Annotated in this window: 14 protein-coding genes; 10 read left to right on the top strand and 4 right to left on the bottom strand. The window is 66.8% G+C overall.

Annotated elements, in window-relative coordinates; translation table 11 throughout:
* Position 1 precedes the first annotated feature (1 nt).
* The 3 genes from R9J51_RS01735 to R9J51_RS01725 all read right to left on the bottom strand — a co-directional run bounded on the left by R9J51_RS01735 (position 2) and on the right by R9J51_RS01725 (position 1,996).
* Positions 2–898, bottom strand: a complete 897-nt coding sequence (locus R9J51_RS01735) for a 3-deoxy-8-phosphooctulonate synthase (RefSeq protein WP_432787777.1) — start codon at positions 896–898, stop codon at positions 2–4.
* Positions 899–971: 73 nt separating this feature from the next.
* Positions 972–1,286, bottom strand: a complete 315-nt coding sequence (locus tag R9J51_RS01730) for a CBS domain-containing protein (protein WP_432787776.1) — start codon at positions 1,284–1,286, stop codon at positions 972–974.
* Positions 1,262–1,996, bottom strand: a complete 735-nt coding sequence (locus tag R9J51_RS01725) for a KpsF/GutQ family sugar-phosphate isomerase (protein ID WP_432787775.1) — start codon at positions 1,994–1,996, stop codon at positions 1,262–1,264. The genes R9J51_RS01730 and R9J51_RS01725 overlap by 25 nt, the downstream gene beginning before the upstream one ends.
* A gap of 236 nt (positions 1,997–2,232) precedes the next feature.
* On the opposite strand from R9J51_RS01725, the gene R9J51_RS01720 reads away from it, so the two are divergent.
* The 7 genes from R9J51_RS01720 to fdhD all read left to right on the top strand — a co-directional run bounded on the left by R9J51_RS01720 (position 2,233) and on the right by fdhD (position 9,734).
* Positions 2,233–3,129: a LysR family transcriptional regulator gene (locus R9J51_RS01720; RefSeq protein WP_179505698.1), complete on the top strand. Its 897-nt coding sequence runs from the start codon at positions 2,233–2,235 to the stop codon at positions 3,127–3,129.
* 70 nt (positions 3,130–3,199) lie between these two features.
* Positions 3,200–3,622, top strand: coding sequence for an NAD(P)H-dependent oxidoreductase subunit E (locus tag R9J51_RS01715; RefSeq protein WP_179505697.1), 423 nt, complete (start codon positions 3,200–3,202; stop codon positions 3,620–3,622).
* A gap of 11 nt (positions 3,623–3,633) precedes the next feature.
* Positions 3,634–5,175, top strand: a complete 1,542-nt coding sequence (locus R9J51_RS01710; RefSeq protein WP_179506610.1) for an NADH-ubiquinone oxidoreductase-F iron-sulfur binding region domain-containing protein — start codon at positions 3,634–3,636, stop codon at positions 5,173–5,175.
* 124 nt (positions 5,176–5,299) lie between these two features.
* The gene (gene mobA / locus R9J51_RS01705; RefSeq protein ID WP_179505696.1) at positions 5,300–5,833 is read left to right on the top strand and encodes a molybdenum cofactor guanylyltransferase; all 534 of its coding nucleotides are present in this window, start codon (positions 5,300–5,302) and stop codon (positions 5,831–5,833) included.
* Positions 5,823–8,675: a formate dehydrogenase subunit alpha gene (gene fdhF, locus R9J51_RS01700; RefSeq protein WP_179505695.1), complete on the top strand. Its 2,853-nt coding sequence runs from the start codon at positions 5,823–5,825 to the stop codon at positions 8,673–8,675. The genes mobA and fdhF overlap by 11 nt, the downstream gene beginning before the upstream one ends.
* On the top strand, positions 8,672–8,950 hold the full coding sequence (locus R9J51_RS01695; protein ID WP_168556257.1) for a formate dehydrogenase subunit delta: 279 nt from the start codon (positions 8,672–8,674) through the stop codon (positions 8,948–8,950). Before fdhF ends, R9J51_RS01695 begins: the two co-directional genes overlap by 4 nt.
* A complete protein-coding gene (gene fdhD, locus R9J51_RS01690; protein WP_432787774.1) occupies positions 8,931–9,734 on the top strand; it encodes a formate dehydrogenase accessory sulfurtransferase FdhD in 804 nt (267 codons plus the stop codon). Before R9J51_RS01695 ends, fdhD begins: the two co-directional genes overlap by 20 nt.
* 27 nt (positions 9,735–9,761) lie before the next feature.
* Here fdhD and R9J51_RS01685 read toward each other — a convergent pair whose 3' ends face one another.
* A complete protein-coding gene (locus R9J51_RS01685) occupies positions 9,762–10,112 on the bottom strand; it encodes a response regulator (RefSeq protein ID WP_168556258.1) in 351 nt (116 codons plus the stop codon).
* Between the two features lie 235 nt (positions 10,113–10,347).
* Between R9J51_RS01685 and R9J51_RS01680 the strand changes: the two genes are divergently transcribed.
* The 3 genes from R9J51_RS01680 to R9J51_RS01670 all read left to right on the top strand — a co-directional run bounded on the left by R9J51_RS01680 (position 10,348) and on the right by R9J51_RS01670 (position 15,010).
* Positions 10,348–11,079 carry a TonB family protein gene (locus R9J51_RS01680; protein ID WP_432787772.1) on the top strand — a complete coding sequence of 244 codons (732 nt, stop codon included), beginning with the start codon at positions 10,348–10,350 and terminating at the stop codon, positions 11,077–11,079.
* Between the two features lie 180 nt (positions 11,080–11,259).
* Complete coding sequence (locus tag R9J51_RS01675) at positions 11,260–13,731, top strand: glycosyltransferase family 4 protein (protein ID WP_179505692.1); 2,472 nt, start codon at positions 11,260–11,262, stop codon at positions 13,729–13,731.
* Positions 13,718–15,010 (top strand): glycoside hydrolase family 130 protein, encoded by a 1,293-nt coding sequence (locus tag R9J51_RS01670; RefSeq protein WP_179505691.1) that lies wholly within the window; start codon positions 13,718–13,720, stop codon positions 15,008–15,010. The genes R9J51_RS01675 and R9J51_RS01670 overlap by 14 nt, the downstream gene beginning before the upstream one ends.
* Positions 15,011–15,023: the final 13 nt, after the last annotated feature.

Raw genomic sequence — 15,023 nt, 5'->3', positions numbered from 1 at the left:
CTCAGGCCACTGCCACCGGCCTGCGCCGGTGCCAGGCAAACAACGGCGCTGGTGCCGGTGCAGCGGCCAATGCAGCGCAATCGGCCAGGCGCAGCAAGGCTTCGGCAAGATCGGGCACCTGCGCAAGCGACACCCCATGGCGCCCGCGTGATCGCGCGTGATCGGGTTGTGCGTCGATTTCCAACATCAGCCCTGCGACACCCACCGCCACCGCCGCGCGTGCCAGCGGCGCCACGAATTCGCGCTGCGCGCCCGATGACCCGCCCTGGCTGACCGGATCGTGCAGGGCATGCGTGGCATCGAACACCACCGGGCAACCGATGTCACGCAACTGGATCAGGTTGCGCATGTCCACCACGAGATTGTCGGGGCCAAACAGCGTGCCACCTTCGCACACCGTGAAGGCATCTTGGCGATGGCCCGCGGCCTGGGCAGCGGTGCGTGCCATGCCCACCATGCGGGCCACGCCGGCTAGAGACATGGACGGTCCCTTTTCCAGGTTCACCGGCCGGCCCGAGGCGGCGGCCGCCATGATCAGGTCTGCCTGGCCGGCGAGGACGCCAGGCGTTTGCAGCATGTCTGCCACTTGGGCTGCGGCGGCCACTTGCGCGCCATCGTGCACGCGGGCCAGCACCGGCAGCCCGGTTTCGCTGCGCACCTTTTCCAGCACGCGCAGTGCTTCATCCTGCCCCAGCCCGTGATGGCCCGAATGCGCGCCAAGGTGAGTTGGGCCCAGGTCGGCCTGGAAGATCACCAGCGTGCCGGTGCGATCGGCCAGCTGGCGCAAGGCCTGCGCCGCGTCCACGCACCGCGGCTCGCTTGCGATTGTGCCAGGCCCGGCGATCAGGAACGGACGGCCGGTATCGTCGACGTCGATGGAGTGGCCCAGCAGGTTCACGCGTGTTCTTTCGTCATCGGGGTACGATTAGGGCAGGCGGCAAAACCGGTCCGGGTGGTGCAGCGTCGGTCCATCAGTTCAGCCCCAGCCGGCCCAGATCGTGGAGATGCAGCACGCCCACCGGCAGGTCCGATCCATGGTCTTCCACCACGAACAGCGCTGAAACCTGGGCTTGCGACATCAGGGCCAGCGCTTCACCCGCGCGGGCCGATGTGCGCACGGTGCGCGGCGCGGGTGTCATCACGTCTTCGGCGCGGGCAGTGAGCAGGCCATGGACATGGCGGCGCAGGTCACCGTCGGTGATCGCGCCCAGCAAGCGCCCGGTGCGATCGACCACGCCGGCAATGCCCAGGCTCTTTTCGGTCATTTCCAGCAGGACCTCGCGCATCGGCATGGCCCGTGGCACCAGCGGTAGCGCTTCGCCCGGTGCATGATCTCGCCCACGGTCACCAGGCCCAGCCCGATCGAGCCGCCGGGGTGCAACTGGCGCAACTGGGCATGGGTCACGCCGCGCGCGGCCATGGTGGCAATCGCCAGCGCATCACCCAGGGCGAGCATCAGCGTGGAGGATGTGGTCGGCGCGATGTTGGCCGGGCACGCCTCGCGCGCCGGGGGCAGGACCAGGCCAACCGTCGCCGCGCGCATCAGGATCGAATCCGGCTGGCCGCAAATGCCGATCACCGGGCAGCCCAACTGCGCGGCATGGGCCAGGATCTGCCGCAGATCGGGCGTGTTGCCCGAATTGGACAGCACCAGCAGCGCGTCGTGCGCGGTCATCATGCCCAGGTCGCCATGGGCGGCTTCGGCCGGATGGACGAAGAACGCGGGCGTGCCGGTGGCGGCCAGGGTCGCGGCCAGCTTGCGCCCGACATGGCCTGATTTGCCCATGCCGCTGACCACCACTCGCGATTGCGTTGCCAGCAACAGGTTCACCGCATCGGCAAAGCGCGCGTCGAGCGTCAGCGCCAGGCGATCGAGCGCGTCGGCTTCTGCCTGGATCACGTGCCGCCCCCGCGCCAGCAGTTCCATGGCCGGCATCATGCCCGGCGCTGCCTGCGCCGTGATCTGGTGTGCTGCGATCTGGCCCGTTGGCTTCATCGAAAATCCCTTGCCGCTTGCGCATGCCCCAATTGCCCCCGCCAGCGCGATCCGTGCCGCCGCCCATCGGGGTTGGCCCTTAGTAGTCCCACCTCGGCCGCTTCAGGCCTGCTGTTCCCACGGAAATGAAGCGATAGTCCCGCCGCCTTGGCCGTTCGTGACGGCACGGGCCATGCATTGCGGCGCCGTTTGTGATAGAAACGGCCTCTCAATTTTCGAGGGGGTTGGGCGGGGCGATGCAACTGCGCCACTTGCGCTATTTCGTGATGCTGGCCCGCCATGGCCATTTCGCCCGCGCGGCGGCGGAATGCGGGGTGTCGCAACCCACGCTTTCGGCTGGCTTGGCGGCGCTGGAACAGGAGGTGGGCAAGCGGCTGGTGGAGCGCGATCGCCGCTTCATCGGCCTGACGGCGCAGGGCCAGGCGATGCTGCCCTGGGCCGAACAGATCCTGGGCGCGATGGGCAGCATGGCGCAGGCCGTGGCCGCCACCGCGGCGCCGCTGGCCGGGCCGTTTCGCCTTGCCGCAATTCCCGCCGCGCTGCCGCTGGTGGGCCGCTTTGGCGATGCGCTGCTGCGCCGTCATCCGGGGCTGCAACTGGCCGTGCACCAGGCCACCAGCCGCGCAATCGAGCAGGATCTTCAAGCGCTTTCGTGCGATGCCGGGCTGACATACCTGGATCACGAACCGCCCGCCCATGTCGTGGCGGTGCCGCTGGCAGAGGAACGCTATCTGTTCGTCACGCGGCGGGATGCGGGGGAGGAAATAGGTGAAGGGACACCGGCGAGCATGGATTGGGCGCAGGCTGCGGCGCAGCCGCTGTGCCTCTTGCACCAGGGCATGCAATACCGCCGTATCCTGGACGCGCAGTTTGCCGCGCGCGGCTTGAGCGTGACCCCGCGCGCGGTGGCAGACAGCTATGTCGCGCTGCTCTCGCTTGTGCAGTCCGGGCGTTTTGCCACGATTATTCCCGATGGCTATGCCGCGTTGCTGACCGGGCTGGACTGGGCCACGCTCTGCCCCATGGCCGGCGCCGAAACGGCACGCCGCCTGGGCTTGGTGGTGCTCGATCGCCAGCCGATGGGACCGCTGGCTCTCGCCGCGCTCGACGTGGCAAGGGCGCTGTCGGTTTGATAGACATTCTCTATCACACTTCGCGCAATTCGATTTGACGCTGCCGGCCTCCTGCGCGACATTTCGGGCCATGACCGAACCTGCCGAACTGGACCGGATCCTTGCCGCCCACGCCGGGCGCGAAGGCGCCCTGCTGCCGATCCTGCACGATGTGCAGGCCGTCTTTGGCCATGTGAGCGAGGATACAGAGCGGGCGATTGCCCATGCGCTCAACCTCAGCCGCGCCGAAGTGCATGGCGTGGTCAGCTTCTACCACGATTTCCGCACCCGGCCCGAACCGCGCCCGGTGGTCAAGCTGTGCCGCGCCGAAAGCTGCCAGGCACGCGGCGTGGAAGCGCTCGCCGCACGGCTGCCGGCCGATGGTCCGGTGAAGGTGGAAACGGTCTATTGCCTGGGGCTGTGCAGCGTGGGGCCGAACGCCATGGTGGGCGATACGCTCCACGCGCGGTTGACGCCTGAAAAGCTGGGCGCTCTGGTGGGAGGCCTGGTATGACGAATGTGGGCATCACGGTCGTGCGCATTTCTGACGACGCGCTGGCCCTGGCCTGCGGTGCCGATGCCGTGGCCGCCGCTTTCGAAGCGGCGGGGTGCACGGTGGAACGCGTGTCCAGCTGGGGCATGCACTGGCTCGAACCGCTGGCCGAGATCGACGGGCAGGGCTTCGGCCCGCTGGAACCCGCCGACGCGGCGGCCGTGCTGGCCGGCAGCAGTGACAAGGGCATCGGCCCGATTGCCGATCATCCGTTCATCGCCAGCCAGCAGCGCTTCACCTTTGCCCGCGCTGGCAAGACCCGGCCCCTGAGCCTTGAGGATTACGAAGCCCACGGCGGCTGGAGCGGCCTGGCCAAAGCGCGCCAGATCGGGCCCGAAGCGACCATCGCCGAAGTCATGACATCGGGGCTGCGCGGCCGGGGTGGCGCGGGTTTTCCCGCCGCGATCAAGTGGACCACAGTGGCCAAGGCTGCTGCCGCGCCCAAGTATATCGTCTGCAACGCCGACGAGGGCGACAGCGGCACCTTTGCCGACCGCATGGTGATGGAAGGCGATCCCTTCATGCTGATCGAAGGCATGGCGATTGCTGCCCATGCCGTGGGCGCGGCCAAGGGCTATGTCTATATCCGCAGCGAATATCCCCATGCCATCGCCAAGATGCAGGCCGCCGCGCAAGCCGCGCGGCCCTATATCGCCCCATTCGAAGTCGAGGTGCGCGTGGGTGCCGGCGCCTATGTCTGTGGCGAGGAAACCTCGCTGCTCAACAGCCTTGAGGGCAAGCGTGGCGAAGTGCGCGCCAAGCCGCCGCTGCCGGCATTGGAAGGCCTGTTCGGCAAGCCCACCGTGGTCAACAATGTGCTGACGCTCGCCGCCGTACCGTGGATCCTGGCAAACGGCGGCGCCGCCTATGCCGATGTCGGCTTCGGCCGGTCCAAGGGCACCATGCCGATCCAGATCGCGGGCAACGTGAAGTATGGCGGGCTTTACGAAGTGGGCTTCGGCATCACGCTGGGCGAACTGGTCGAGGTTGTCGGCGGCGGCACCGCATCGGGCCGCCCGGTGCGCGCGGTGCAGGTGGGCGGGCCATTGGGCGCCTATCACCCGCCCGCCGATTTCCATCTGCCGTTCGACTATGAAAGCTTTGCCGCCGCCGATGGCCTGATCGGCCACGCTGGCCTTACCGTGTTCGACGACAGCGTGGACATGAGCGCGCAGGCCCGCTTTGCCATGCAGTTCTGCGCCGCCGAATCCTGCGGCAAATGTACACCCTGCCGCCTTGGCTCCACGCGCGGGGTGGAAGTGATCGACCGCATCCGTGCCCGCCAGGGCCGCGCGGCGGACGCGGTGGAAGCGCTGCCGCAGATCCACAACGCGCGAAAGGGTGCGCGCACGCTGTCTGACGAGATCGCCCTGCTCGAAGACTTGTGCGAGACAATGAAGTTCGGCTCGCTCTGCGCGCTGGGCGGCTTCACGCCTTATCCCGTCCTCTCTGCCCTGCGCCGCTTTCCCGAGGATTTCGGCGCCGTGCCTGATGCGGTGGAGGCGGCCGAGTGAGTGCGTTCTTGAGCCAATGGGCTTCGACAAGCTCAGCCCGAACGGGTTTCAAGGGTTCGCAAACCCCACGTCCGTTCGCCCTGAGCCTGTCGAAGGGCATTGGCGCCAGCGTCTCGGTGCAACCATGATCCTGGGCGCCGTTCTTGCCGGTGGCCAGTCCACCCGCTTTGGCAGTGACAAAGCCTTGGCCCAACTGGCCGGGCAAAGCTTGCTGCTGCGTGCGGTGGAAACGCTCAAGCGCCAGTGCGATGCCGTGGTCGTGGTTGGGCGCAGTGAAGCGCCCGCGCCATGCCTGGCCGATTGGCCCCGCGGCGGCATGGGACCATTGGGCGGGATTGCTGCCGCGCTTCATTACGCCGCACGGCATGGTTTTGATGAAGTTCTGACCACGGCCGTCGACAGCTTCGGCTATGATGATGATCTCGCCATCCAGCTTTCCCCCGCGCCGGCCTATTGCGCCAGCCAGCCGGTGATCGGCTTGTGGCCGGCCAGCGCCGCCCCCGCGCTCGATGCCTTGCTCGCCGGCACCGGCAAGCACAGCTTGCGCGCCTTTGCCCAAACGCTTGGCGCGCGCGCCGTTGCGCTCGACAGCATTCCTCACAATATCAACACCCCGGCGGATCTTGCCGCCGCGCAGGAGCATGCCCATGGGCTATGAACGCCAGGCCGATTTCGGCACCCCGGAGGTCCGTTCCGATACCCAGGTGACGCTGGAAATCGATGGCCGCGCCGTCACCGTGCCGGCCGGCACCACCGTGATGCGCGCGGCGGCGGTTTCGGGTGGCTCCATTCCCAAGCTCTGCGCCACCGACAATCTGAAGCAGTTCGGTTCGTGCCGCCTGTGCCTTGTGGAAATCGACGGCATGCGCGGCACGCCTGCCTCGTGCACCACGCCGGTAACGGAGGGCATGAAGGTCCACACCCAGACCGAAAAGCTCGCCAAGCTGCGGCGCGGCGTGATGGAGCTCTACATCTCCGACCACCCGCTCGATTGCCTTACCTGCAGCGCCAACAACGATTGCGAGCTTCAGGACCAGGCGGCCGCCGTCGGCCTGCGCGATGTGCGCTTCGGCTATGAAGGCGCCAACCATCTGGAAGCGCCGACCGACGCCAGCAATCCCTATTTCGATTTCGACGCCACCAAGTGCATCGTCTGCTCGCGCTGCGTGCGCGCCTGCGATGAAGTGCAGGGCACCCTGGCCCTGACGGTGGAAGGGCGCGGCTTCGGCTCGCAGATTTCGGCGGGCGTGAAGTCCGACGATTTCCTCTCTTCCGAATGCGTGTCGTGCGGCGCCTGCGTCCAGGCCTGCCCCACCTCTGCCTTGATGGAAAAGGCCGTTACCGAGATCGGCAAGCCCGAGCGGGCCGTGGTCACCACTTGCGCCTATTGCGGCGTGGGCTGCACGTTCCGCGCGGAAATGCGCGGGGAACAAGTCGTGCGCATGGTGCCGTGGAAAGACGGCAAGGCCAATCGCGGCCATTCCTGCGTCAAGGGCCGCTTTGCCTGGGGCTATGCCCAGCATCAGGACCGCGTCTTGAAGCCGATGGTGCGCGAATCCATCGACCAGCCCTGGCGCGAAACGAGCTGGGAGGAAGCACTCGGCTTTGCCGCCAGCCGGTTCAAGGCGATCGCGGCCCAGCATGGCAACAACGCCTTGGGCGGCATCGTTTCCAGCCGCTGCACCAACGAGGAAGGCTTCCTCGTGCAGAAGTTGGTGCGCGCCGGTTTCGGCACCAACAATGTCGATACGTGCGCCCGCGTTTGCCACTCGCCCACCGGCTATGGCCTCAAGACCACGTTCGGCACCTCTGCCGGCACGCAGGATTTCGATTCGGTGGAAGACAGCGACGTGATCCTGGTGATCGGCGCCAATCCCACCGATGGCCATCCCGTGTTCGCCAGCCGGATGAAGCGCCGCCTGCGCCAGGGGGCCAAGCTGATCGTGATCGATCCGCGCCGCACCGATCTGGTGCGCAGCCCGCATATCGAGGCAGACTATCACCTGCCGCTGCGCCCCGGCACCAATGTGGCGGTGCTGTCCGCGCTGGCCCACGTGATCGTTACCGAAGGGCTGGTGGACGAGGCTTTCGTGCGCGAACGCTGCGATTGGGACGAGTTCCAGCACTGGGCCGAATTCGTGGGGCAAGAACGCAACAGCCCCGAATTCCTCGAACCCGTCACCGGCGTGCCGGCCGATCTCATCCGCGGTGCCGCTCGGCTATTCGCCACGGGCGGCAATGGTGCGATCTATTATGGCCTGGGCGTGACCGAGCACAGCCAGGGCTCGTCCACCGTGATGGCGATCGCCAATCTCGCCATGGCGACGGGCAACATTGGCCGGCGCGGGGTGGGGGTGAACCCCCTGCGTGGGCAGAACAATGTGCAGGGCGCCTGCGACATGGGCAGCTTCCCGCACGAGCTTTCGGGTTATCGCCATGTGTCGGACGCCGCCACGCGCGCGCTGTTCGAGGCGGAATGGGGCGTCAGGATCGATCCCGAACCGGGCCTGCGCATTCCCAACATGCTCGATGCGGCCACCGACGGCCTGTTCAAGGGCCTCTACATCCAGGGCGAAGACATCCTCCAGTCAGACCCGGATACCAGGCATGTCGCGGCGGGCCTCGCGGCGATGGACTGCGTCATCGTGCATGACTTGTTCCTCAACGAAACCGCCAACTATGCCCACGTCTTCCTGCCCGGCTCCTCGTTCCTGGAAAAGGACGGCACGTTCACCAATGCCGAACGCCGCATCCAGCCGGTGCGCAAGGTGATGGAGCCCTTGAATGGCTATCAGGATTGGGAAGTGACCCAGGAACTGGCCCGGGCGCTGGGCCTGGATTGGAACTACACACACCCCAGCCAGATCATGGACGAAATCGCCCGCCTCACCCCCAGCTTTGCCGGGGTCAACTATGCCCGGCTCGATGCCGAGGGATCGTTGCAATGGCCGGTCAATGACGCCGCGCCCGATGGCTCGCCGATCATGCACATCGAAGGCTTCGTGCGCGGCAAGGGCAAGTTCGTGGTGACGGACTATGTCCCCACCGACGAGCGCACCGGCCCGCGCTTCCCGCTGCTGCTGACCACCGGGCGCATCCTGTCGCAATACAATGTGGGTGCGCAGACCCGGCGCACCGAAAACAGCGTGTGGCACCCTGAAGACCTGCTGGAAATCCATCCCACCGACGCGGAAAATCGCGGGATCAAGAGCGGGGACTGGGTGCGCCTGGCCAGCCGCTCGGGCGAGACCACGCTGCGCGCCACGGTGACGGATCGCGTGGCGCCGGGCGTGGTCTACACCACGTTCCACCACCCGGCGACGCAGGCGAATGTGGTAACCACCGACTATTCCGACTGGGCCACCAATTGCCCGGAATACAAGGTGACGGCGGTGCAGATCACCCCGTCGAACGGGCCGAGCGAATGGCAGCAGGACTATGCCGAGCAGACCCGCCAGGCGCGCCGCATTGCCGGCAGCGCGATGGAGCCGGCCGAATGAGCGGGCAGACCGAAGCCAAGCTGGTCTACATGGCCAACCAGATCGCGCGGAATCTGAAGCACGAGCCGCACCCGGTCGCCGCCGTGGCCGATCATATCCGCGCGTTCTGGAGCCCGGCGATGCTGCGGCAGGTCTTTGCCCATCTTGCCATGCAGGGCGAAGATGGGATCGATCCCGTGGCGCGCGCGGCCCTGGCCGAACTGGCCGCCGGCCATGCCCCGCCGCCGCAGACCAAGGCGACCGATCCCGCGCACCATGGCGCCGATGCCGGATAGTCTGCCGCCAGGTGCCACCGCGCATCGCTTTGCCGAACACTTCGCCGATGGCCGCGCGGCGACCGTGCACGAACGCGCCTTGGCGCAAGAAGCGCCGGTGGCCATCGAGATCAATGGCCTGGGCTATGCCGTGATGATGGCCACGCCCACCGATCTGGAAGACTATGCGCTGGGCTTTTGCCTTGCTGAACAATTGATTGCCGATGCCAGCGGGTTCGTTGCGGCACAGGCTGCCGAAATCGAGGGGCGCGGCTGGATGTTGCGCATCACGCTCGCCACGGGCGATGCCGCGCCATTGCTGGAACGTGCGCGGTTGCGCCTTTCCGAGGGATCGTGCGGGTTGTGCGGGATCGAAAGCCTGGAGCAGGTCTTGCGCCCGCTCCCGCAGGTACCGGTGCAGCTGGCAGTGGACGATGCCGCAATCTTTCGCGCCACCGCCGCGCTGGGGGATCGCCAAGTGCTGGGCCAGGCGACGCGGGCGGCCCACGCCGCCGCCTTTTGCACGCGCGATGGTGCGATCGTGCTGTTGCGCGAAGACGTGGGCCGGCACAACGCGTTCGACAAGCTGGTGGGGGCCTTGGCCCGCGTCGGGCGGGACCCGGCAGACGGCTTCGTGGTGCTGACCGCGCGGTGCAGCTTCGAACTGGTGCAAAAGGCGGTGATCGCGGGCGTGCCCCTGCTTGTCACCGTTTCGGCTGCCTCTACCCTGGCGGCAGAGCGCGCGCAGGCGCACGGGCTGCGGCTGGTCAGCCTGGCGCGGGAAGACAGTTTTCTGGAAAGTTGAGAGGCGGGGAACAGCCCCGGCGCCCGCTTAGTTCGCCTCGATCAGCGACGAGAGGGCCTCGCGCAGCGCGCTCAGGCTGACGGGCTTGGGCAGCATCGGCGCTTCGGGCGCGCCGGAATCGGGATCGAACGAAGCGTGGCCCGAAAGATAGAAGAACGGCGTGCCTTCTTCGCGCAGGCGCAACGCAACGGGCACTGACGTGGTGTCGCTGCCCAGCGAGAAGTCGAGCAGCGCGGCGTCCACCGGGCCTTCGTCCAGTGCCGAAAGCGCCTGGTCCACCGTGGCCACCGCTGTCACTTTGTCATGGCCGAGGTCTGCCAGGTTTTCCTCCAGCAGCATTGCGAGCAAGGGCTCGTCCTCGACAACCAGAATTCTCATGCGCTCAATCCTTGGTGGCGCCTGTCGCAGGCCGAACGCACGGTCTGGCAGCACCCCATCTTTGCCAAAGCCTACCGCATATGGGGGATTGGCGAAACTGCCGATGATACGAAATGGGTGGCATCGCGGGGGTCTATCCCCTGGTTGCAACGCCCTGTCCCGTTTTTTGCCCGTGTCGTGCCGCCGGGAACCCGATTGGCCTGCGAACGATTATGCCTCCGCCATGGCTTCCTACGTGATTCGCCAAAGCGCCAGGGACGCGCGCTGGAAACGCCATCTGGCCATTGGCGGCGCGGTTGCCTTGTTGCACGTGGGCCTGATTCTGGCCTTGGTAAAGGGCCTTGCGGGGGGCATGCCCGCGCTGCATTTGCCCGTTTCGGCCCTGGTGGTCTTTACCCCGCCCGCGCCCGTGCCCAGCCCAACACCCCAGCCTACGCCGCCACCCGCGCCCAGCCACGCGGAAGCGGGGGCAACCGGCGCGATCGGGCGCAAGGCCCGGCCCAAGGCGATCACTGCGCCGCCCCCGCGCATCGTCATCCCCGCGCTGGCCGCGGCCCCGGTGGCTGCCAACGTCGATGCCGCGCGATCGGGCGCAGGCGCAGCCGGCACCGGCACGGGCGGTGGCACGGCGGGAAGCGGCACCGGCAGTGGTGCGGGCGGCACGGGCGACGGCGCTGGCCTGGCCCAAGGCGTGGCCAAGATCGCCGGCGACATTACCGCCACGCGCGATTATCCCGCAGCCGGGCGCGCCGATCGCGCCGGCCGCCAAGTGGTGATTGTGCTGCGTGTCGATACCCAAGGCACGCCCACCGCCTGCCGCGTGCAACAGCCCAGCGGCAATGATGAGGCCGATGCCATCACCTGCCGCCTGGCGATGCAACGCTTCCGCTTCCGTCCGGCGCGCGATGCGCAGGGGCAGCCGGTGGCCGCCGACTATGGTTGGCGCCAGCGCTGGTGGGCGCCCTAGCGACGGGGCGCGGCTTTTGCCAACATGCGATAATTTTTGCATCGCCACACCCTTGAACTGCCCTTTTTCAGCGACAAAATCAGTGGCTCGCGATCGGATGGCGTTGCAGCGCAATGCAACTTTATCCGGTCTGCATCGTTTGGTTCATCGAACAGACAGATTTCGGGGCGAGCCAGCCAGATGACAAGCGACCTTTCCAATTCCCTGCGGCGCGCCACCCCTGTGGCAGGGGCCGTGCTTGATTTCTTCGCCGCCGATGGCGCTCGCCAGCCGGCCCGCCGACTGGCGCTGATCGGCGGTTTTGCGCCGCGCAAATGCGGCATTGCCACTTTTACCACCGACTTGTTCGAGCAACTGGGCTTGCACCATCCCGAACTGTCGGTCGATCTCCACGTAATCGATAGCCCGACCGAGCCGCATGCTTATCCCCAGGCGCGCAGCGTGATCCGCTCCGACCGTGCCGAGGACTATCGTACCGCAGCGCGGCGCATCAATGAGGATGCGGTGGATGCCGTGTGGCTTCAGCATGAATACGGCATTTTCGGCGGCGCTTCGGGCGCGCTGGTTCTCGAACTCGTCGACCGTGTGGCAGCGCCGCTGATCGTCACGCTACACACCGTCCTGGCCGACCCTTCGGCCCAGCAGCGTGCGGTGCTCGAACATATCTTGGCCCGCGCCAGCGGCGTGATGGTGATGAGCGAGCACGGCCGCGATGTTCTGTCACGCGTCTATGGCGTCGATCCCGCCCGGGTCACGGTGATTGCCCATGGCGCACCCGATCGGCCTTTCGGGCGTAGTGTCGAATTCAAGGCGCGCGCTGGCCTGGCCGACAAGAACGTGATCATGACCTTTGGCCTGCTTGGCCAGGGCAAGGGCCTGGAAACCGCGATCGAGGCACTGCCAGCGATCGTCGCCCAGCATCCCAACACGGTTTATCGCATCGTGGGCGCCACGCACCCCAACCTGGTTGCCGCCGAAGGCGAAGCCTATCGCGAAAGCCTGATGGACCTTGCCCGTGATCTGGGCGTGGCCGATCATGTGCTGTGGGACAACCGCTTCCTCGAAACCGGCGAACTGCTCGACCAGCTTGAAGCCTGCGACATCTACCTCACGCCCTATCCCAATCTTCAGCAGTCCACCTCGGGCACGCTGAGCTATGCGGTGGCGCTGGGCAAGGCGGTGGTGTCTACCCCCTATCTCCATGCCAGCGAGTTGCTGGCCGATGGCGTGGGCGCCCTGGTGCCGCCGCGTTCGGCCACCGCGCTCGCCCGCGCAGTCAACGCCTTGCTTGGCGATCCGCAGGCGCTCGATGCGATGCAACGCCGTGCCTATGCGCGCGGGCGCGAAACCATCTGGCCGCGCTTTGCCGAGGGCTGCGCGCAACTGGTCAAGACCGTGGCGGCGATCGCACCGCTGCAGGTTCCGCTCACCGCTACGCCGGGCGCAAGCGGCGTCTGGGCGATGTGCGACAGCACCGGCATGCTCCAGCACGCGATCGGCACCGTGCCCGACCGCCGCCATGGCTATTGCCTGGATGACAACGTGCGCGCGTTGATGCTCATGGGCGTGGCCGATGGCATTCCCCTGGCAGAGCGGCAGCGCTGGGCCACGGTATTCGCCTCGTTCATCCAGCATGCGTGGAATCCCGAGGCCGGGCGCTTCCGCAATTTCATGGCCTTCGATCGCTCATGGTGCGAAGACGTGGGCTCGGAAGACAGCAACGGCCGCACGCTGTGGGCCTTGGGCCACGCCGTGGCCCATGCCCCCGATGCCGGTCTCCGGCAGTGGGCGCGCCAGTGGTACGATATTGCCGTCGGGCCGCTAGGCCAGGTGGACTATCCGCGCAGCATGGCCTTTGCCATCCTGGGCGCGGTCCACGTGCTCGCCGTGGAGCCCGATCACGGGCCCAGCCGCGCCTTGGTGGAACGTGGTGGTGCCCTGCTTCACGCGTTGCTGGCCAAGGGCCGGCGCCCGGACTGGGCCTGGTTCGAGGCCATGCTGGGCTATGACAATCCGCGCTTGCCCGAGGCCCTCATTCGGGCGGGCCATCTGACAAAGCGGGCAGATTGGCTGGAAAGCGGCATCGAGGCCTTGCGGTTCATCGTGGCGCAACAGACCACCGCCAAAGGACAGTTCCGTGCCATCGGATCGGAAACCTTTACCCCTCCCCATGCCGTCACATACGAAGCCAAGCCGTTCGACCAGCAGCCGCTGGAAGCCTGGGCCGCAGTGGAAGCCTGCGCCGCGGCATGGCACGCGCTTGACGCCGATGGTGAGGCAGATACCGATGGTTCGGCCCGCGCTTTGTGGCGTGGGCATGCCCAGGCGGCCTATCGCTGGTTCCTGGGTGCCAACGACCGGAGCCTGGCTCTGGGCGATCTGGTCAGCGGGCGTTGTCGCGACGGGATCACGCCGCGCGGCGTCAATGCCAATTGCGGGGCCGAATCGATCCTGGCATTCCAGCTGGCGCATTATGCGCTGGCCGGGCTGGAACGCGCAGCGGCGCCGCGCGTTGGCAGCGAAACCCAGGCCCTTGGTCAAACCAGCAAGGTAAGGAGTGTCCTTGGCGACCGAGCATACAAAGCCCAGCCTCTCGCCGGCCAGATCGGGGGCCAACCCGCCCTCGGCCAGCAACGGCTTGCGAATTCTTGAGCAGCGGCTCCATGCCGATCCTTCGCGCGTTGTCCTGCGGCCCTTTCATCTGGGCTGGCAGGGCGGAGCTGGCGGGGGATCGCGCGCCGCGCGCCTGGTAAAGGACGTTCTCTCGCTCGACGAAGCCGATGCGGCCGACGAATATGCCCGGGTGCTCCACGATTTCGAGGAGCGCCACTGGCAGACCGAGCAGTTGTTCGAAGAGCGCTATGCCGAAGTGCGCCAGGCGCTGGATCTGGACGACGGCGCCATTCCGCCCGTCCGGCGGCGCCTGATCGGTGCGTACTTCTGCCACGAATACACCTACGCGGCCGCCGCGTTGATGAACCCGTCGATCGTGCCCCATCCCGACCAGTCGGGCATGGTGGATGGTGCGCAGCGTTTCGTGATGAGCCTGCGCGCCGTGGGCGAAGGGCACATCAGCTCGATCGTGTTCCGCGAAGGCGTGGTCTACGAAGACGGTTCGTTCCAGCTTTGGCCGCAGAGTGCCTTTGCCACCGCCATGCTGCCCGATGCCAGCGCGCCGCTTGCCGCTGGCAGCAACGAAAGCGACCAGGGCGTCTGGCTGCATCGCCACGCCGAAAGCAGCCTGTCGAACAGCGTGATCTTCCCGATTACCGAGCAACAACGCGGCGGGCTGGAAGACTTGCGCCTGGTGCGCTTTGACCATGGCGATGGCGAATACGAGTGGATCGGCACGTACACGGCCTATTCGGGCAGCGCGATCCGTTCGGAACTGCTGCGCACCCGCGATTTCCGTCGCTTCCGGCTGGAGCCCATCCAGGGCCGCGCCGGGCGCAACAAGGGCATGGCGTTGTTTCCGCAGACGATCGACGGGCGCTATGCCATGGTCGGCCGCCAGGATGGCAAGAACCTGTTCCTGCTGCGCTCTGACCGGCTGGATTGCTGGGACGATGACGGCGTCCTGTTGATGGAGCCCAAGTTCCCTTGGGAATTCGTGCAGATCGGCAATTGCGGCAGCCCGATCCTCACCGACCAGGGCTGGCTGCTGCTTACCCACGGGGTGGGGGCAATGCGCAAGTATGCGTTGGGCTGTGCCCTGCTCGATCGCGATGATCCATCCAAGGTCATCGCGCGCAGCAAGGTGCCGCTGCTGACCGCCATCGACGCCGATCGCTATGGCTATGTGCCCAACGTCGTCTACACGTGCGGTGCGCTGATGGTGGAAGACAACCTGCTGGTGCCTTATGGCATTTCCGATAGCGCGGTGGGCTTTGCCACGATCGGTGTGGACGATATCCTCAAACTGATGGAATGAGCGCGCTTGCGCA

Source organism: Novosphingobium rhizosphaerae (assembly GCF_050920675.1).
Taxonomy (GTDB): domain Bacteria; phylum Pseudomonadota; class Alphaproteobacteria; order Sphingomonadales; family Sphingomonadaceae; genus Novosphingobium; species Novosphingobium rhizosphaerae.
This window is presented reverse-complemented; position numbering and strand designations above follow the sequence as displayed.

Coding starts and splice junctions, on each gene's coding strand:
- R9J51_RS01730 (WP_432787776.1), bottom strand. CDS start 1,286: ATGCGCGAGGTCCTGCTGGAAATGACCGAAAAGAGCCTGGGCATTGCC.
- R9J51_RS01725 (WP_432787775.1), bottom strand. CDS start 1,996: ATGAAGCCAACGGGCCAGATCGCAGCACACCAGATCACGGCGCAGGCA.
- R9J51_RS01720 (WP_179505698.1), top strand. CDS start 2,233: ATGCAACTGCGCCACTTGCGCTATTTCGTGATGCTGGCCCGCCATGGC.
- R9J51_RS01715 (WP_179505697.1), top strand. CDS start 3,200: ATGACCGAACCTGCCGAACTGGACCGGATCCTTGCCGCCCACGCCGGG.
- mobA (WP_179505696.1), top strand. CDS start 5,300: ATGATCCTGGGCGCCGTTCTTGCCGGTGGCCAGTCCACCCGCTTTGGC.
- fdhF (WP_179505695.1), top strand. CDS start 5,823: ATGGGCTATGAACGCCAGGCCGATTTCGGCACCCCGGAGGTCCGTTCC.
- R9J51_RS01695 (WP_168556257.1), top strand. CDS start 8,672: ATGAGCGGGCAGACCGAAGCCAAGCTGGTCTACATGGCCAACCAGATC.
- fdhD (WP_432787774.1), top strand. CDS start 8,931: ATGGCGCCGATGCCGGATAGTCTGCCGCCAGGTGCCACCGCGCATCGC.
- R9J51_RS01685 (WP_168556258.1), bottom strand. CDS start 10,112: ATGAGAATTCTGGTTGTCGAGGACGAGCCCTTGCTCGCAATGCTGCTG.
- R9J51_RS01675 (WP_179505692.1), top strand. CDS start 11,260: ATGACAAGCGACCTTTCCAATTCCCTGCGGCGCGCCACCCCTGTGGCA.